19 protein-coding genes are annotated in these 17745 nt (G+C 66.0%); 15 read left to right on the top strand and 4 right to left on the bottom strand.

Going from position 1 to position 17745, the window contains the following annotated elements; all coding sequences use genetic code 11:
* Position 1: 1 nt before the first annotated feature.
* Both AC5P78_RS10295 and AC5P78_RS10290 read right to left on the bottom strand, forming a co-directional pair.
* Positions 2 to 463 carry a helix-turn-helix domain-containing protein gene (locus tag AC5P78_RS10295; RefSeq protein ID WP_062607125.1) on the bottom strand — a complete coding sequence of 154 codons (462 nt, stop codon included), beginning with the start codon at positions 461 to 463 and terminating at the stop codon, positions 2 to 4.
* Complete coding sequence (locus AC5P78_RS10290) at positions 460 to 1386, bottom strand: LysR substrate-binding domain-containing protein (RefSeq protein ID WP_495217198.1); 927 nt, start codon at positions 1384 to 1386, stop codon at positions 460 to 462. Before AC5P78_RS10290 ends, AC5P78_RS10295 begins: the two co-directional genes overlap by 4 nt.
* A 92-nt stretch (positions 1387 to 1478) precedes the next feature.
* Between AC5P78_RS10290 and AC5P78_RS10285 the strand changes: the two genes are divergently transcribed.
* From AC5P78_RS10285 to AC5P78_RS10270, 4 genes are all read left to right on the top strand, one after another.
* Positions 1479 to 2519 carry a hypothetical protein gene (locus AC5P78_RS10285; protein ID WP_010485551.1) on the top strand — a complete coding sequence of 347 codons (1041 nt, stop codon included), beginning with the start codon at positions 1479 to 1481 and terminating at the stop codon, positions 2517 to 2519.
* Positions 2516 to 3397, top strand: a complete 882-nt coding sequence (locus AC5P78_RS10280) for a TolB family protein (protein WP_414498196.1) — start codon at positions 2516 to 2518, stop codon at positions 3395 to 3397. The genes AC5P78_RS10285 and AC5P78_RS10280 overlap by 4 nt, the downstream gene beginning before the upstream one ends.
* A 67-nt stretch (positions 3398 to 3464) precedes the next feature.
* Positions 3465 to 4001, top strand: coding sequence for a GFA family protein (locus AC5P78_RS10275; RefSeq protein ID WP_111118065.1), 537 nt, complete (start codon positions 3465 to 3467; stop codon positions 3999 to 4001).
* Complete coding sequence (locus AC5P78_RS10270; protein WP_005413537.1) at positions 3994 to 4302, top strand: DUF6958 family protein; 309 nt, start codon at positions 3994 to 3996, stop codon at positions 4300 to 4302. The genes AC5P78_RS10275 and AC5P78_RS10270 overlap by 8 nt, the downstream gene beginning before the upstream one ends.
* On the opposite strand, the gene AC5P78_RS10265 is transcribed toward AC5P78_RS10270, so the two are convergent.
* Positions 4303 to 5658 carry a sigma-54 dependent transcriptional regulator gene (locus AC5P78_RS10265; RefSeq protein WP_060380358.1) on the bottom strand — a complete coding sequence of 452 codons (1356 nt, stop codon included), beginning with the start codon at positions 5656 to 5658 and terminating at the stop codon, positions 4303 to 4305.
* Positions 5659 to 6054: 396 nt separating this feature from the next.
* Here AC5P78_RS10265 and AC5P78_RS10260 point away from each other — a divergent pair, with 396 nt between their 5' ends.
* From AC5P78_RS10260 to AC5P78_RS10235, 6 genes are all read left to right on the top strand, one after another.
* Positions 6055 to 6585: a FapA family amyloid fibril periplasmic chaperone gene (locus AC5P78_RS10260; protein ID WP_044570262.1), complete on the top strand. Its 531-nt coding sequence runs from the start codon at positions 6055 to 6057 to the stop codon at positions 6583 to 6585.
* Positions 6582 to 7199, top strand: a complete 618-nt coding sequence (locus tag AC5P78_RS10255) for a FapB/FapC family functional amyloid domain-containing protein (RefSeq protein WP_012480357.1) — start codon at positions 6582 to 6584, stop codon at positions 7197 to 7199. Before AC5P78_RS10260 ends, AC5P78_RS10255 begins: the two co-directional genes overlap by 4 nt.
* Before the next feature lie 43 nt (positions 7200 to 7242).
* The gene (locus AC5P78_RS10250) at positions 7243 to 8559 is read left to right on the top strand and encodes a FapB/FapC family functional amyloid domain-containing protein (RefSeq protein WP_005409778.1); all 1317 of its coding nucleotides are present in this window, start codon (positions 7243 to 7245) and stop codon (positions 8557 to 8559) included.
* Between the two features lie 99 nt (positions 8560 to 8658).
* Positions 8659 to 9363 (top strand): C39 family peptidase, encoded by a 705-nt coding sequence (locus AC5P78_RS10245; RefSeq protein WP_012480358.1) that lies wholly within the window; start codon positions 8659 to 8661, stop codon positions 9361 to 9363.
* A 12-nt stretch (positions 9364 to 9375) separates the two neighbouring features.
* Positions 9376 to 10125 carry a hypothetical protein gene (locus AC5P78_RS10240; RefSeq protein ID WP_044571387.1) on the top strand — a complete coding sequence of 250 codons (750 nt, stop codon included), beginning with the start codon at positions 9376 to 9378 and terminating at the stop codon, positions 10123 to 10125.
* 46 nt (positions 10126 to 10171) lie between these two features.
* Entirely contained in the window at positions 10172 to 11464 is a 1293-nt protein-coding gene (locus tag AC5P78_RS10235; protein ID WP_414498195.1) for a transporter, read from the top strand.
* A gap of 16 nt (positions 11465 to 11480) precedes the next feature.
* Here AC5P78_RS10235 and AC5P78_RS10230 read toward each other — a convergent pair whose 3' ends face one another.
* Entirely contained in the window at positions 11481 to 12893 is a 1413-nt protein-coding gene (locus tag AC5P78_RS10230; RefSeq protein ID WP_146256387.1) for a ComEC/Rec2 family competence protein, read from the bottom strand.
* A gap of 222 nt (positions 12894 to 13115) precedes the next feature.
* Between AC5P78_RS10230 and AC5P78_RS10225 the strand changes: the two genes are divergently transcribed.
* The 5 genes from AC5P78_RS10225 (at position 13116) to AC5P78_RS10205 (ending at position 17707) form a co-directional block, all read left to right on the top strand.
* Entirely contained in the window at positions 13116 to 14255 is a 1140-nt protein-coding gene (locus AC5P78_RS10225) for an SPFH domain-containing protein (RefSeq protein ID WP_099527455.1), read from the top strand.
* 20 nt (positions 14256 to 14275) lie between these two features.
* Positions 14276 to 15628, top strand: a complete 1353-nt coding sequence (locus AC5P78_RS10220) for a TFIIB-type zinc ribbon-containing protein (protein WP_495217197.1) — start codon at positions 14276 to 14278, stop codon at positions 15626 to 15628.
* Positions 15625 to 15882, top strand: coding sequence for a hypothetical protein (locus AC5P78_RS10215; protein ID WP_005409784.1), 258 nt, complete (start codon positions 15625 to 15627; stop codon positions 15880 to 15882). Before AC5P78_RS10220 ends, AC5P78_RS10215 begins: the two co-directional genes overlap by 4 nt.
* A 211-nt stretch (positions 15883 to 16093) precedes the next feature.
* On the top strand, positions 16094 to 16678 hold the full coding sequence (locus AC5P78_RS10210; RefSeq protein ID WP_044570265.1) for an AprI/Inh family metalloprotease inhibitor: 585 nt from the start codon (positions 16094 to 16096) through the stop codon (positions 16676 to 16678).
* A gap of 69 nt (positions 16679 to 16747) precedes the next feature.
* Positions 16748 to 17707, top strand: a complete 960-nt coding sequence (locus tag AC5P78_RS10205; RefSeq protein ID WP_076740035.1) for a cation diffusion facilitator family transporter — start codon at positions 16748 to 16750, stop codon at positions 17705 to 17707.
* Positions 17708 to 17745 lie beyond the last annotated feature (38 nt).

Below are 17745 nucleotides of genomic sequence, written 5' to 3'. Positions count from 1 at the left end.
CTCAGGTAGGGTCCACGTTAGCAACCGCCTCGCGGCGGCGCTTCTCCAAAACTGCGATCTTCAGGTCCGGGCGCTGCGCGGCGCGTGCGTGGCATTCGGGCACGCTGGCCGACGCCGCCTGGCCAGCACGCTCACGCTCACGCACATTGCCCGGGCTGTCACCGGTGATGTCACGGAAGATGCGGCCAAAGGTACCCAGGCTGCTCCAGCCCGTCTGCGCGGCGATTTCGGTGACCGCCAGATCGGTGTCACGCAACATCGCCACGGCCCGTTCGATGCGCCGGCTGAGGAGATAGCGGTGCGGTGGCAGCCCGAAGGCCTGCTTGAACGAGCGGGCGAAGTGCGCCGGCGACACCGCACTGACCTCGGCCAGGCGCGCGACCGGCCATTCCTCATGGCTGGCGCGGTCCATCCGGTCCTTGGCACGCAGCAGGCGCCGCAGCAGTTCGGGGCTCTGGTTCATGGCACCACCGCCTGGGCCAGGTAGTGGCGTGCCGCGTGCCGCGCCTCAGCGGCCTGCTCGACCAGCCAGTCACGCAATGCAATGACCTTGGCACTGCCATTTCGCGCCGTGGGTGCCACGAACCAGAAGCTGCGACCGTCGCTGGCGACGCCCGGATGCGCCTGCACCAGCCGCCCGCTGTCCAGCTCGGCCTGGAACAGGATCGGCGAGCCAATGGCGATGCCTTGCCCGGCGATCGCGGCGCCGACATCCAGATGCTCGACGGCAAAGGGCGCGACGAAACTCTCCGGTGCCGGCGGTGGAATGTGCCCGTGCGCGGCAAACCACAGGGCCCACCAGTCCGGCCGCCCGAGCAGGGGAATCTCCAGCGCGGTGCTGCCCAGCCCACGCGCCGCCGGCAGCAGCGCCGGCGCACACAACGGTGTGAACACGCTGGGAAACAAAGGAGTTGCCTGAAGACCTGGCCATTCGCCCTGGCCATTGCGGATGGCCGCATCGAAGTGACCGGCGGCCAGATCCTGCGGCGCTGCCGACAGGTCCAGCTCCAGCACGAACTGCCGGTGGCGGGCGCGGAACGTGCCCAGCCGCGGCGTCAGCCAACTGGTGCCCAGCGTGGGCAGTACAGACAGGCGCAGTCGCGCCGCATCCATGTCTGCGGCGCGCATGAAGCTGGCGCGCAGTGCATCGAATGCCCGGGTGGCCTCCTGCGCGACGCTGGCCCCCGTCGCCGTCAGTTCTACGTGCTGTGCATGGCGCAGGAACAGGCAGGTACCGGTCTGGGCCTCCAGCCGCCGCACGTGGTAGCTCACCGATGCCGCGCTGGTGTCGAGCTCTTCGGCGGCACGCGCGAAGCTGCCCAGCCGCGCCGCCGCCTCGAAGGCACGGATGGCGGCAAGCGACGGAAGCTGGCGTTGGGTCATCATAAGTGTGGCTTAGCCTGAGCCCCGATATCTGCGTGGTCAATCCCCCCTCGTGCCCGCAACGATGGAGGCACCTTCGGTAGCGGATCACGCACATGGATCGACGGCAGTTCCTGGCCACTTTGGCCGCCGCGGCAGCGTCCACCGCCCTGCCCTCCGGGTGGGCCCTGGCCAGCCACAGCGAAGACTGGACATGGTTGCAGGGCAACTGGCGCGTCCGGCACCAGCGCCTGAAGGAGCGCCTGGTGGGCGATACCCGCTGGGAGTCTTTCACCGGCTCCAGCGCGGTCTGGCTCACCCTGGGCGGGCTCGGCACCATTGATGACAACGTCATGGCGCTGCCTTCGGGCCCCTACAGGGGGCTGGGCGTGCGTGCATTTGATCCAGTGTCTTCCACGTGGTCGATCTGGTGGATCGATGGCCGCAATCCTGCCCATATCGAAGCCCCCGTGCGCGGGGGCTTCGAGGGCGATGCCGGCAGCTTCCGTGGCACCGACCGGATCGACGGGCGCCCCATCGATGTGTGGTTCCGCTGGCATGACATCCACGGCGAGGAGCCGTGGTGGGAACAGGCGTTCTCCGACGATGCCGGTGCGCACTGGGAAGTGAACTGGCGCAACTGGTTCCGCCGCACTGCTGCGGCCCCCTCTCCGCTTCCGAAGCTGCCGGATGCACCGGGCGACTTTGATTTCCTGGTGGGCCATTGGAACGTGCGCCATCGTCGCCTGCGCGCTCGGCTGGCAGGCAGCGACGCGTGGGACGCGTTCAACGGCACCCTGCACAACTGGCCGGTCCTGGGAGGATTCGGCAACGTGGGTGACAACCTGATGGACGTGCCTGGAGCACCGCTGCGCGGCATGGGCATCCGCGCCTGGAATGCGGCGGAGCAGCACTGGCTGAGCTGGTGGCTGGATGGCCGCGAGCCGACCCGGATCGGCGCGCCACTGCGTGGTGGTTTCCAGGCCGGTGTCGGCCGCTTCTTCGGCGAAGACCAGCACGACGGTCGATCAATCCAGACGCGGGTGATCTGGTCACGCATTACCCCGCGTTCGGCGCGCTGGGAACAGGCGGCCTCGGCCGATGGCGGGCGCAGCTGGGAAACCAACTGGGTCAGCGACTTCGAGCGACAGGCATGAAGGCGCTGCTGGCCGTGATGCTGCTGGTTGCTGCGTCGCCTCCCGTGCCTCCATCAGGTGTGCTGCAGATCGTCGGCCCCGCGGAACGCTTTGCCCCGGGTGTTGCTTCCACGCGGTACGACGAGATTCGACTGACCTTGAGCCCGGACGGAAAAACCGCACTGTGGTTCAGCCGCAACCGGCCCGGCGGTCCAGGCGGGTATGACATCTGGGTCTCCCGCAACGATGGTCAGCGCTGGCGGCCGGCGATGCCGGTGCCGTTCAACTCGCCGGGGCGCGACTTCGATCCCGCCTTTTCCGCCGATGGCCGCGTGGTGTATTTCTGTTCGGATCGCGCAGGCGGCCAGGGCGGCGACGATCTGTACCGGGTCAGCATGGGGAGCGACGGTCGATTCGGGGAGCCGGTCAATCTTGGCCCGGCAGTGAACAGCGCGGCCGATGAATTCGCGCCGATGCTCTCGCCCGACGCAGCCACGCTGCTGTTCTCCAGCGATCGCGCAGGCGGTGCGGGTGGCCATGACCTCTACGTCGCAGCGATGGTCCGTGGCATGGCGCAGCCGGCACGGCCGCTGCCGGGAGACCTCAATACCGCAGCGCAGGAGTTCGATGCCACCTTCCTGGGCGACGGCCGGACGCTGGTGTTTGCCCGCGCCCTGGACTTCGGCAGTGCACCGGTACGCCAGTTCATCGCCTACGCGCGTGGAGACCGTTATGACGCGGGCCTTGCATTGCCCTCCCCCTTGAACGAGGCCTCCGGCGACAGCTACGGCGCGATGCTGGATGGCTCGCAACCCGACACCTTGACCTATTCGGCGCGGCGCGCGGACGGTGCAGGGTTGGACCTGTATCGAATCCGCTTTCGGATGATGCGCCCTTGAAGGCAGATGTTGTCGATTTTCGGCGCCCCGGTTCGTCGAGAGGATGAAACCCCAGGAGAAAACGCAGATGGCCTCACACCAGTCCCTTGCCTGCGCCTGCGGCCAGGTGCGCCTGACCGCCACGGGCCAACCCATTGCCACCGTCGAATGCTGCTGCGACAGCTGCCGCAAGGCCGGCGCCATGCTGCAGTCGATGCCCCGAGCACCGGACGTCCTGGGCCCGCACGGCCAGACGCTCTTCGTAATGCACCGCAAGGATCGCGTCAGCATCGATGCCGGACATGCCATGCTGCGCGCGTTGCGGTTGTCCAGCACGGGCGGCAGCCGCCGCGTCGTGGCGGGATGCTGCAACACACCACTCTTCCTGGAGTTCAGCGGCGGCCATTGGCTGAGCCTGTATGGCCTGTTGTGGCCGGCGTCGGCAAGACCCGCCGTGGAGATGCGGACGATGGTCAGTGATCTTCCTGACCCGTCTGTCCTTCCAGACGATGTGCCGAACCTGAAGACCCACTCGCTGCGGTTCTACGCCCGCCTGATGAAGGCGTGGATCGCCATGGGCTTCCGCAGCCCGCGCATCGAAGTCGCGGGAGATACCCATGTCTGAGCCCGAGCGGATCGAGATCGAGAGCATCACCACGCCCGGGCACATCCAGCGCGTGGATCGCGCCAAGTATCTCGCCATGCGCCATGCCTTGCTGCGGGCCCTGCCTGCGCAACCGCCCGGCCTGACCGTTGCGCAGGCAAAACAGGCACTGCTGCCACATCTGCCCGCCACCCTGTTCCCGGCAGGTGCCACCGCCGGCTGGTGGTTGAAGGCCGTGCAGCTGGACCTGGAAGCCAAGGGCGTGATCGAGCGCGTCGCGGGCAAGCCGTTGCGCCTGTTCAAGCACCTCGCGGCCGGCTGATCAGCGCTGCGCAGGCAGCTCCAGCCGGTGCTTGCGGCACAGGCGATACACCGTCACCCGCGATATCTGCATCTGCCGCGCACACTCGGAGACGTTGTAGCCGGTCTGGCGCAGGGTCTGCAGCAGCACATCGCGCTCGGCCTGCCCCCGTGCATCGTGCAGCATCGCCGCCGGCAGGACCGCCGCCGATGCGCCCAGCTCCAGGTCACGCTCACTGATCAGCTCGCCTTCGGCCATGATCGCTGCACGCTGCACACGGTTCAGCAGTTCGCGTACGTTGCCGGGCCAGTCGAAGCGCCGCATGGCCTGTACTGCGGCCGGTGCAAAGCCGCGTGCACGCACGCCGTGGCGCAACCGGAAGCAGCGCAGGAAGTGCTCGGCCAGCAGCTGCACGTCGGCACCGCGCTCGCGCAGCGGCGGCATCAGCAGGCGCAGCACATTCAGGCGGTAGTAGAGATCGCTGCGGAACCGCCCCTGCGCCACCGCGTGTTCCAGTTCGACGTGGGTCGCGGCAAGCACACGCACGTCTGCGCGCAGCGGCTGGCTGCTGCCCACGCGCTCGAAGGTTCCTTCCTGCAACACACGCAGAAGACTGGTCTGTGCCTCTGCCGGCAGATCGCCCACCTCATCAAGAAACACCGTTCCGCCGTGGGCCGATTCGAACACGCCGATCTGCCGCTTGTCGGCACCGGTGAACGAGCCACGTTCGTGGCCGAACAGCTCCGACTGCACCAGGTTGGCCGGAATCGCACCGCAGTTCACTGCAATGAAAGGCTTGCCGGCACGCCCCGACAGCGCATGCAGCGCGTGTGCGGCCAGTTCCTTGCCTGTACCGGTTTCACCTGTGACCAGCACCGGCAGCTCCACCGGCGCAAACTTGTGCAGCACCGTGCGCACCGCATGCAACGCGGCGCTTTCGCCAATCAGCGCGTGCGGTCCGTGCCCACCGCAGGTTGCGTCGACAGGCGGATCATCCGCGTCGAACTGCTGGCGCATTGCGCAGACCAGGTCCTGCAGGCCGAACGGCAGCGTGAAGCGCGCGCAGCATCGCTGCAGCAACGGCAGCCAAGCAGGCGATGTGGGTCCGGCACCCGGTGGCAGTACCGCCAACCAGGGCAGATGCTGGTGCTGCTCGATCCACGGCGCCAGCAGCTGCAGCGCGACCGCATCGAGATGGCGCAGATCGAGCACGGCGAGCAAACGATCGCGCCCACGCAGGCCAATCGCCATGGCGGGATCGGGATGGATGCTGCGCACATACCAGCCCGCTGCCGCCAGCGCACTGCGCTCGTTCGCCAACGGCTCGCCAAACCAGAGCACGCAACGCGACGTAGAAGCCTCCGGGACCGCTGCCATGCTTCCCCCAGCATCCGGACACCGTCGGCGGACTGTCAGGCAATCACCGGCGTGCCGCCCCCCGCCGGGACCTCTACGGCCACCGGGATGGCCTTTGTTGGGCGGATCCTAGCGCTTCCCTAAACGGCGGCGCAATGAGCAGTGCGTCAAGAAATTCGAGGCTGAAGCTGCACCGTTGCAGACGGCGACGCCACCTGTAACACCGATGCGACAGTCGCCCGCCGCCCTTGCCCTGCGGTGCCTGGGGCTTCGAAATCCCAACAATTCCGCGACGTGCCTGTAACAGCATGGCAGCAGCCCGGTCAGGTGCTGCACGATCACGGCGTTGGCGGGTGGACACTTCGAAGTTGGCACGGTTGATGCGTGGTTCCGCCGCACCCATCGCGGGAGATCGGCATGGACGGCACCACCCTGATTCGCGGCCTGGCCGCAGCACTGGCAACAGCCCTGCTGTCGGTTGGCGCCGACGCGTCCGCATCGGGCGCCCGCCAGGGCGTGAAGGCACAACCGGGCGAAATCGTCCTGTTGCGGGACGTCTCCGCGCGGCCGGCCTATCGCATGGCACCACGGGGCATGGCGCTGATAGCCGACCCGAAGCCACAGCGCGAGATCGCCGCCGCATTGGGGGTCGGCGGCACGACGACCGGCATGGACGAGTTGAGCGATGAGGACTATGCCGGCATGGGCGCCGGCCAGGCCGCGTCCATCGCGGCGCCGGGCGGAACCACCGTTGAACGGGTCACCCAGCAGGCCTTGGGCGGCACGCTGGGCCGCAGTGGCGACGGCATGGTCGGCAGCAGCCTGGGGGGCGCCATGAGTGGGCCGCTCGGTGCGGTCGGCAGCAGCACCCGCGGTATCGCCGATACCGTGCGCGGCGCACTGGCCCAGTTCCCGCTGCAGGGCACGGCCCCGGCAGGTGGAAAATGAAGCCCCTGCACGGCGTGCTTCTGCTGCTCGCTGCCGCGCCCTCGGCGACCCGGGCCGATGACTACAGCGGCATGCTCGCCTATCTCGACGTGGCCCGGATCGACGGCCGCGCGCTGGCCGGGGCGAATGGCGCCATCGCCGTGAACCAGGCCGCCGGCGACCTCAACGTGCAGGCCAACCTGCGGGGTATCGCCAAGGGCGATCGCGCCGACGTGGCGATCAATGCGCGGCAACTGCAGCAGGGCAACCGCGTGCTGTCCGGGCCGCTGCAGGCCACTGCATACATTGGCGGTGATGCACTGGCCGGTGCCAGTGGCATCGCATCCATCAACCAGGCCAGCGGCATCGCCAACACGACGCTCAACGTCGTCAGCGCGACGCTGGCCCGACAGGGCATACGCGAAACCGACGATACGGCCTTGGCCGCCGAGGGTTCCGCGTTGGCAGGGGGGCGGGACGACACCGGTCGCGGCGTCGCGACGGGCACCCGCAGCGCCGGTGTAGCCAGCACCGCGCTGCGGGGATTCGACGGGGTCCTGCAACTCAATCAGATCGCGGGCAACGGCAACGATACGGCCAACGTACTGGGCCTGGTCGTGCAGGACCGCCCGTGACAACCACCCAACCGATGCACCACCTGATGAGAGAGAGGGCACCATGAAAGCGACCGTCAAACAGACCATGCTCGCCATGGCGATTGCCACTGCCTCGACCGCCGCTGCGGCCAATGGCTGGGACAACCAGAACGCCAACGCGAACATCAACCACAACCACACCGTCAGCGAAACCCGCAACGATACGCACAACCACACCGACAACGACGTGCGCAACCGCACCGTCAACGTCAATGTGCAGAAGCACAGCAACATCCAGGCCGACGAACGCAAGGAGAAGAACAACCACGGCGTCGACGTGAACCTGGAGAAGGACCTGCGGCTGAGCACCGACATCAATTTCTCCGGCGATCCGAACATCACCGGCGACATCGACCTCGACTCGGCGGCCATTGCCGTGATCGACAACCGCCAGTCGATCAGCAACAACGCCACCAGCAACAGCCTGGTCACCAACAGTGCGTCCATCGGTGACAGCGTGGGTGCCGGCGCATCGGGCAATCTCGGCTTCAATGTGGTCTCCGGCGACAACAATGCCCAGGACAATGCCGCGTCGTTGTCCGCTGCCGATGCGTCCTTCAGCTTCGGCATGGCTGACGCCGAGGTGTTCGTCAACCAGGCCGGCTTCGGCAACGCCACCATGAACTCCGGCGTCACCAACGCCGCAGGTCTTGGCGGCAACGCTTTCGGCGGCGCGTCCGGCAACATCGGCGTGAACATCGCCTCGGGCAACAACAACGAGCAGAAGAACGCGCTCGCGGCCTCGGTCGCGACCACCGCGGTGGCCCAGTCGAGCATCAGCTCCAACCAGGTCTCCACTGGCAACACGGTCAGCAACGCCGGCTTCGTGCAGTCCTACACCGATACCGTGCAGGTCGGCATGCATGGCGGCGTCAGCGGCCTGACCCTGGCCTATGGCGCGGGCACCTACCGCGGTACCGGCAACGCCTACCAGATGGCCAACTACTACCTGGATACGTGGAGTGGCGAGCTGCCACACCCTGGTGGCAACAGCACCGGCCACATCGACCTGGACAACCAGATCCAGAACGCCACGATGAACCCCAACCGGCCGGGGGTGGGCGGCCTGGGCTTCGATACGCGTGAGAGTGGCACCAGCCAGTTCGTCGAACTGGGCGTGGCCGACCTGTATGCCAGCCTCAGCGGCACGGTCAGCACCACGCGCTGGGTGAACGTCAACGCCACCAACACCTCGGCATTGTCCGGCAGCGCCTTCTCCGGCGCCTCCGGCAACATCGGCGTGAACGTGGCTGCAGGCACCGGCAACCTGCAGGCCAACAGCCTGGCCCTGGCAGTCGCCCAGCCCAGCACCGGCGGCGGTGGTGGCAGCGGCGAGTAAGCGCAACACCCCGGCCGTCCGCCAATGGCCGGGTTCCCGGGAGCCCCTGTCCCTCCTCCCCCTTGGGGCAGGGGCTCCCCCCTGCTGCCGGAGACCGTGATGATCCGTTGCCGTCTTTCGATGTGCCTGCTGGCCTGCCTGTTGCTGCTGGCCACTGTTCCTGCGTGGGCGGGCGACGTGCGCTTCAGTGGCGTACTGCCCAATGGAGCGCTGCTGCAGCAGAAGGTGGAGAGCATGCAGGAGCGGCGCTACCGCAACGTGGTACGCCAGCACACCGACTACAGCTGCGGGGCTGCGGCGCTGGCGACCATCCTTCGCCACGCCTACCACCTGCAGACCGACGAGGCGACGGTGATTGAAGGGATGATGGGGGTTTCCGATCCAGCGCTGGTGGCCGAACGCGGCTTCTCCCTGCTCGACATCAAGCGCTACGTGGAATCGCTGGGCATGCGTGGCCGGGGCTACCGCATCGATGAAACACGACTGCGCACCCTTCGCGTGCCGGGACTGGTGCTGATGGACGTGCGCGGTTTCCGCCATTTCGTGGTGCTCAAGCAGGTGCGCAACGGCATCGTGGAAGTGGCTGACCCGATCCTCGGCAACCGCAGCCTGGCGCTGCCGGAGTTCCTGGCCGCCTGGCCATCGCGCGCGGTCTTCGTGGTGATCGGCAGCGACTTCGATCGCAACACCGCTCTTCTGCAACCCAGCGAACGGCCCAGTGCCCGCGCGCTCTTCGCGCGGCAAGGGCCGATCACCGATGCCGAACTGGTCGACTTCGGCTTCAGCCACGCCGACCTGTTCTGAGGAGGTATGACCATGTTCCGCCAACACGTATGGATGGTTCTGCTGCTGATGGCCCCTGCCCTGCCCCTGCAGGCCGCCGACGGCAGGACCGGGCGTGGCCTCACGGAAATCCCCGATCCGGAGCTGAGCCTGATGCGGGGGCGCTACACCGTGGGCGGCAACAACGTCGCCTGGTTCGGGGTCACCATGGTGTCGCAGTGGCAGGCCAGCAACGGCACGACCCTGCAGGGCGGCCTGACCCTGGGCATGGACTTCCGTGGCGGTGGCGCGCCGAAACTCAGCTTCCAGCCCAGCGTGCATGTCACGGCAGCCGATGCGCCGCTGCCCGATACCCACGGACGCAGCATCGACAGCAGCGGCCTGGCCAACGCCAGCGGCCTGGTGCAGAGCGTGCAGGTGGCCGGCGATGGCAATGTCGCGCGCAACGTCACCACGCTGGTGGTGCGCGGCGGTGCCGTGCCCGCAGCCACATCCGACGGCGCTCACTCGGCCAGCGCACAGCAGGCCGGTATCAGTGCCAGTGCTGTGCTGGACGGCAACCAGGCACGCCTGATGCTGCAGGTGGACGGCCAGGGACTGGTGCAGCAATGGATACGCAATGGCAGTGTCGGCCAGGGTATTGCCCTGGCCGGTGACGGCCAGGCGGCCAGCAACCAGCTGCGGCTGGAACTGGTGAGGAACACCGCGGGCGGCAACCTGCCGTTGAGCCAGAACGTGGCCCAGGCGATTGCGTTGAACCGCGGCATGGGGCCGGGCCAGTAGCAGGGCCTGGCATTGGGGGAAACGCTCCACAACGCAGGACACGATCATGCACACCCTGATGAGGATCACCCCGTTGGCGCTGGCGGCGCTGGCGGGCACCGCCCTTGCCGCACCGACGACGCCGGATGATGGCGCCGACGTGCAGGCCCTGGCCAACCAGCTGGAACAGCTGAAGGCCAACTACGCACAGGAAGTGCGGCGGTTGCGCGAGCTGGACATGCAGGTGCAGGCCATGCAGGCGCGCCTGGGCGGGCGGGTTGGCCCAGCCTCGACCCCACCGGCCGCGCCATTGGCGCAGGCAGCGGCCGCCGCGGCTCCACCGAGCAGCGAGGGTTACGCCAGTACCGCCGCAGAAGCACAACAGGCCAGGCAGGAGTCGCGGCGCAGCGTGGACGATGTGAAGCAGCAGCAATCGGCCCTGTTCTCGCGCCGCTTCACCATCGAGAACAGCCTCACCTACGCACGCTACGACCGCAAGCAGCTCACCCTCAACGGCTTCCTCGCGTTGGACGCCATCTTCCTCGGCAATATCGCCATCGAGAACGTGGAGTCCGACTCGCTGACCTACAACGTGGCGGCCCGCTGGGGCGTCAGCCCGAACCTGACGCTCAACCTGGATGTGCCCTACCTGGCGCGGCGCACCGTGTACCAGAAAGGCGGCGCCGGCGGTGCAGCAGCTGCCATCGCGCAGGAGCAGACCAACGGCAACGGCCTGGGCGACATTGTCCTGAGCGCGAACTACCGGCTGTTCGGCGAACGCGGCTGGCGCCCGGAGACCGTGCTCACGGCCGGCGTCACCGCCCCCACCGGACGCGCACCCTACGGTCTGGACTGGAAGGTGATCGAGCGCGATGACGATGACTACATCCGCTTCGCCGTGCCGCGCGAGCAGCCCACGGGCAACGGCGTATGGCAGGCCAACCTCGGCCTGTCGATGGTGAAGACCGCCGACCCGGCCATCCTGTTCGCCAACATCGGCTATGTGCACTCCATCCCGCGCGGATTCAACGACATCGACAGCAATCCGGACACGGTCAATCCGGGCGACGTGAAGCTGGGTGGCTCGGTGTACTTCGGCGCAGGCGTGGCCTTTGCGTTCAACGAGCGGACCAGCCTGAGCCTGTCCTTCAGTGACCGCATCAGCGCCCGCGCCTCCACCCGCTTCCAGGGCGGCAAGTGGATGAAGGTGATCGGCAGTGATGCCAATGCGGCATCCCTGAACCTGGGCGTGACATATGCGTTGAACCAGCACACCACGCTGGTGACGCTGCTGGGCATCGGGCTGACCCCGGATGCGCCGGATTTCACGCTGGCGTTCAAGATTCCGTACATGTTGTAAGGGCGCACTTGAAGTGTCACGGACCTGTGGGCATGCATATCTGCGCATGTTCCACGTGGGTACAGCCGCATCGAGGTGGAGCTGCGAGCAAAGGTATGTACTTATGCCCGTGCTGCTTCTGGCATCTGCTGCAATAGGAGCGCCAATTGGTCTGTGTCACGATCCAGCCAGCCAATTGAGCTTCTGACGATGATTGGGAGGATGGATTGCCGGGATACGCACCATTGAATGTTGAAAATACCATTCGACCTGGGCCGACCCCTGCTGGCGTGCTGTTCGCAGTAACCTCACCGCCGTGGTGAGGAGCTACCATTCCGGTGAGATCCTGCTTGGCAGATGACGGAATGGATGGATAGTCAGCGTCACCGGTCAGCAGAACGCGCGCATGATCGGATTCCACTCTTAGCGCCAGGGAAGTGTTGTTCTTCAGATATGCAGGCGTGTTGGGCGTATTCGGGCCCGGATTGCATCGATGGATCACCACAGAGCCAACACTGATATCCGGCCAATTACTGTTCCAGATGTGAAGCGCGCTCGCCCCTCCAGCCAGTCTCCTGCCTTTGAGAGACAAAAGAAGGTGGAGGTGACTTGCACCCAGGGCCACCGTCGATGGCGGCAAGCGGACAACCCATGGCCTTTCCCGAGCCGTACGACGGTATACAGGATTCACTATCCAGGCACCCTTGCTCTTGTCCCAGCGAGCCACACCAGACTTGAATGCGAAATGCCAATGATCCTGATCCAAATGAGACAGGACCACTGGCTCGTTGGATTTCCACGACTTGCTGAAGACCAGAGGATTGAAGTTATCCAATGCTGGAGAGCTGAAGCCTTTTATGTATATGGGCCGGCCAAAATCAAAGAAAAGACGAGGATGTTCGTATTGATCCACAAGGGCATTGAAGTTGGCCTGCCCGACGTCGTAGACCGCAACGCCATGCAGCGACACATCGACGCTACGAAGCGCTGCCTCGACCTGCGACGTCTCGGCAGCCTCACTCAGAAAGGAGCGCAGGTTATTGCTCGAGGTCGCCGCGCGTCCTGTCTCGTCCTTCTGCACGGACATGTAGAGTCTTTCAGGCCTACTTCCCTCACCAGAGCCATCACCAATTGGAAGTGTCCGCACAGAGATGGCGCCGGCGAAGTTGCGGTTGGAAAGAGTGATTAGGCACCAAGCGTCTTCGCCACGCGCATACTCTTCATCGCTCAGCTCGTAGTCTTCAACCTCACGCGCGTCGACGCTCAGTAGAAGAAAGTCGACGTTATCCGGTGCCTCGTCCATCGTGGCAAATGACTCGGCCGATGCGACGGGCATCGCATCAATCAGAACCGGAGCGTCAAGGTTCCAGCGCCCATTTTCCAGAATGTCAGTCGGCTCGAAGAGTGCGTAGTACTGTGCACTGCGTTCCTCGGATTTGTAGCGCGGCATGCTCTGCACCCTCCTTGGCCAGGCCCGACACAGCGTCGGCTGGGACGTCATTGCCCCTCCTCCGATTAGGCCCGGAGTCGGCGGCGGAATCAACGTCAGGACTATTACCGGGGCCCCGTGGCGCCCATTCACCTGCCGGCACCACAGCCGCCCCCGGCCACTGCTATATTCAGTCCAGCTCGGCAGGCATGGTGCCTGCCCTCGAATCACAGGGAGTTGGACATGGGTCTGGTACAGGCGGTGAAGGGTGCGGTTGGCGGTGTGCTGGCCGACCAGTGGAAGGACTTCTACACCGTGCCGGCGGGCCTGCCGTCCACGGCCGCCCTGTTCGCGGCGGTGCCGCAGGGCACCAATGCCGGCCGCGGCTCCAACACCAGCGGCTCGTCCAACATCATCACCAACGGCTCGAAAATCATCGTGCCCGAAGGCTACGGCCTGCTGCTGTTCCAGGACGGCGCGATCACCGCGTTCGTCGCCGAACCGGGTGGCTACGAGTGGCGCTCCGACGATCTGAACTCGCAGTCGATCTTCGCCGGCGACGGCCTGGTCAGCACCTTCATCAAGCAGAGCTGGGAGCGTTTCAAGTTCGGCGGCCAGCCGGGTTCGCAGCAGGCGGCCTACTTCGTCTCGCTGAAGGAACTGCCGGACAACCGCTTCGGCACCCAGTCGGAAATCTACTGGGACGACGGTTTCCTCAATACCCAGGTCGGTGCGATCACCCGCGGTTCGTACACTCTGAAGATCGTCGACCCGATCCTGTTCGTGAAGAATTTCGTACCGGCCAGCTACCTGCGGCCGGGCCAGGTGTTCGACTTCACCGATCTGGACAACGCCGCTGCCAGCCAGCTGTTCAATGAAGTGGTCGGTTCGCTGGCCCCGGCCTTCAGCCTGTATACCAACGATCCGGGCAAGGGCAACCGCATCACCAAGCTGCAGCAGGACTCGCTGGGCTTCGCGCAGAGCCTGTCGGCCGCCGTCGAGCAAGGTTACCAGTGGAAGTCCGACCGCGGCCTGGCCATCGTCAAGACCGCCATCGTCTCGATCGAGTACGACGCCAACACCCGCGAACTGCTGAAGACCGTGCAGCGCGCCGATGCGCTGTCCGGTTCGCGCGGCAATTCCAACCTGCAGGCCAGCGTCGCCCAGGGCATCCAGTCGGCCGGCGAGAACGGCGGTGCGGCGGGCCTGGTCGGTGTCGGCATGGCCTCGGGCATGTTCGGTGTCGGCGGCATGCAGCAGCCGGCCACCCCGGCTGCCGACGATCCGGTCGCCAAGCTGAAGAAGGCCAAGGAAATGCTGGACCTGGGCTTGATCACCCAGAGCGATTACGACGCGCTCAAGGCCAAGGCACTGGGCCTGTAACAGCAGGACGCACAACCGACATGTCCGATCCCCGAAACGGCCCACCGCCGCTGCCCGGATCCGCGCCCGCGACGCCGCCGCCCCTGCCGACGGCGTCGTTGGATGGGCCCGGTTCGCCGCAGGACGTCCCTCCCCTGCCCGGCAGCTTCCCGCTGGACACTTCGAAGCTGCCGCAGGCGATCCGCGATGAAGTGGAAGCGCCCGATCCCGTGGCCATCGATACCTCGGCCAGCGAGCTGAAGGACGGCCTCAACCGCTGCCCGAAGTGCGGCGCCACCGACATCCGGCCCAAGGCCGGCACCGACATCCTCGTCTGCCTGTACTGCCGTCACGAATGGCATGGCGCGCGGGTCGAGGAGGAATTCGGGCTGGGCGAAGCCATCGACCAGCTGCGCGGCACCGTCATCGCGTCCGGCGCACGCGACATCGATGCCGACACCTCGGCGTTGATGACGTTCAAGTGCACCGGCTGCGGCGCCGAAGTCACGGTCAATACCGAAAGCACGATGACGGCGCGCTGCCACTGGTGTCGCCACGTATTCGGCGTCAATGAACAGATCAGCAATGGCGCGGTACCTGATGCAGTGCTGCCCTTCCATATCAAGAAGGACGACGCGGTCGCGCGCATCCGCCAGTTCGTCGACAAGCGCCGGATGTTCGCGCTGAAAGCGTTCAAGGACCAGTTCACCCCGGAAAACGTGGTGGGCGTGTTCCTCCCCTACATGATCGTCGACAGCAATGTCAGCGCGGCCGTGGCCGGCAAGGGCGAGATCAAGACGCGCGAGTACACGGTGGGCAGCGAGAAGAACAAGCGCACCCTCTACGACGCCGATGTCTACCAGGTCGAACGCCAGGTCGATTTCACCGTTGATGACCTGCCGCTGGAATCCTCGGCCGAGCGCGGCAATCTGGACACCCGCGCCAACACCAACAACATCATCAACACCATCCTGCCGTTCGACACCAAGAACGCGGTGAAGTGGAACGCGTCCTATCTGGCCGGCTTCACTTCGGAGAAGCGCAACCTGGATGTGGAAAAGCTGCGGCCGCGGCTGGAAGACCAGCTACTGTCGATTGCCCGCGCGCAGGTGGAAGGTTCGGTGAAGCGCTACAACCGTGGCGTGCGCTGGGAGCAGGAACAGCTGGAGGTGCATGGCACCCGCTGGGTGTCGATGTACCTGCCGGTGTGGTTGTACTCCTACCACCAGCCCGGAAAGAACGGCGGCATGCTGCACTACATCGCGGTGAACGGCCGTACCGGCGAAACCATGGGCAGCGTGCCCGTGCAGCAATGGAAGATGCTGCTGGCGGCACTGGCCACCGGCACCGTCATTGAAGCCCTCGCAATTGCCTTCCTGGTAGCATCGACATGAGCGACGACAGTGGCCTCTGGCTGTTGGCGGCAGGTCCAGCCGGCGCAACCGCGCTGTACTGGGCGCTGTACCGCTATTACCGCAACACCGACAAATCGCATTCCTTCGAGCACGAGACCGAAATCGAGGCACAGCCCGTGACCGGTTCAGACCAGCAGGTGGGCCGGGTCACCGGCACCGAAGAGAAGCGCATCCGCGGTGACAACGTGTACGAGTACCGGAAACGGGTGGTGAGGGTGAAACCCGACCCGTAGCGCCAGGCCATGCCTGGCTGCGGGAAGTGCCCGGCCGCTGGCCGGCATTCCTTCGGACTCTGGGCGTCAAAGGGGAGCCGGCCAGCGGCCGGCACTACCCTTCGGCGGACAGCACCTGTTCCTGGCTGGCTTGCCTCAGGGCGCGCCCTCACACCGTCTCCCACCCCACCGGTTCGATACTCGCGCGATCCACCCTTCCGAGGATCCTGCGATGGCTGCCCTGCTTGCCCGTAGCTGCCTGCCGGCGTTGTACTTCCTGGCCCTGCCCGCCCTTGCCCAGGACGCCTCGTTCGGCTTCGGCGAACAGACCACCCACACCGACCAGACCACGCAATCCAGCAGCACCCAGACCCAGAGCAGTGGCGCGGTGACCACCCAGACCACCACCAGCGGCAGCTCGCAGTCCGAGTCACGCAGCGAAAGCAAAGAGATCGACGTGGGCTTCGGTTTCCACGACGACAACGACGACTCGGGCCACGACCGCCACCGTGGCGGCCGCGATGTGCGCGACAGCGATCTGTTCGGCAGCTGGACGCTGGGCCAGGAGAACGGCAACACCTGCTCCATCGAGCTGAAGAACATCGAGTGGTTCGGCGGCTACAGTGCCTACGTGCCCGCCGGCTGCCCGGATGGCTTCTTCTCGGCCAACCGTTGGGTACTGTCGGGCAATCAGCTGCTGCTCACCGACACCAGCAACACCGTGTTCGGGCGCTTCCGCGCGTCAGGTGGTGGGCGCTGGACGGGCTACCGTGAATCGGATGGGGCGCGTTTGTACCTCAATCCCAAGGGGCGCTGATCGCACCGTGCACACAGTAGGCACGCGCTGATCAGGAAGATCAGGGATCCGCCTCACCCCGCCGCCGAAATGTCCGCTCCCACCGGTTCCCGTCTGGTCATCTACGCCGCCCTCGCGGGCAACCTGGCCATCGCCATCGCCAAGTTCATTGCTGCCGGCATCTCCGGCAGCTCGGCCATGCTCAGTGAGGGCGTGCATTCGCTGGTCGACACATTGAATGAACTCCTGCTCTTGTACGGCCTGCGCCGCGCCGGCAAGGCGCCAGACCCCGTGCATCCGTTCGGCTACGGCCGCGAGCTGTACTTCTGGAGCTTCATCGTCGCCCTGCTGGTGTTCGCCGCCGGCGCCGGTGTTTCGGCCTACGAGGGCATCCAGCACATCCGCCGGCCGGAGCCGGCCACCAACCACGCGTTGAGCTACAGCGTGCTGGGCATCTCCATCCTGTTCGAGGGGGCTTCATGGTGGATCGCGCTACGGGAGTTCCGGCGTACCAAGGGCAAACTGGGCTACTTCGAAGCCTTCCGTCGCAGCAAGGACCCGTCCACCTTCACCGTGCTGCTGGAGGATAGCGCGGCCCTGCTGGGCCTGGGTTTCGCGCTGATCGGGCTCGCGGCTGCCCAGGTCCTGGACATGCCGGTGCTTGATGGTGTGGCGTCGCTGTGCATCGCTGGCGTGCTTGCCGCCACCGCCTTTCTTCTCGCACGCGAAACCAAGGGACTGCTGGTGGGTGAGCCGGCCCACCCGGCCGTGGCCGAGCGGATCATGGCCGTGGCGGAAACCGATCCGGACCTGCGCCGCGCAAATGGCGTGACCACCATGCAGATGGGCCCCGAACAGGTCGTGGCCATGCTCAGCGCCGAGTTCGAGGATGACCGGAAGACACCGCAGATCGAGGCGTGCATCACCCGCATCGAATCAGCCGTGAAGCGCGAGTATCCGGAACTGGTGGCACTGTTCATCAAGCCGCAGACACCCGAGGTCTATGCCTCCCGCCGCGCGGCACTGGCCGTTCCGCCTGCGCAGGAATGACACTGCGTCTGCGCCCGTTTCACCTGTCTGGTGCCACA

It is taken from the genome of Stenotrophomonas sp. YJH_SMC_133, assembly GCF_059370655.1.
This window is presented reverse-complemented; position numbering and strand designations above follow the sequence as displayed.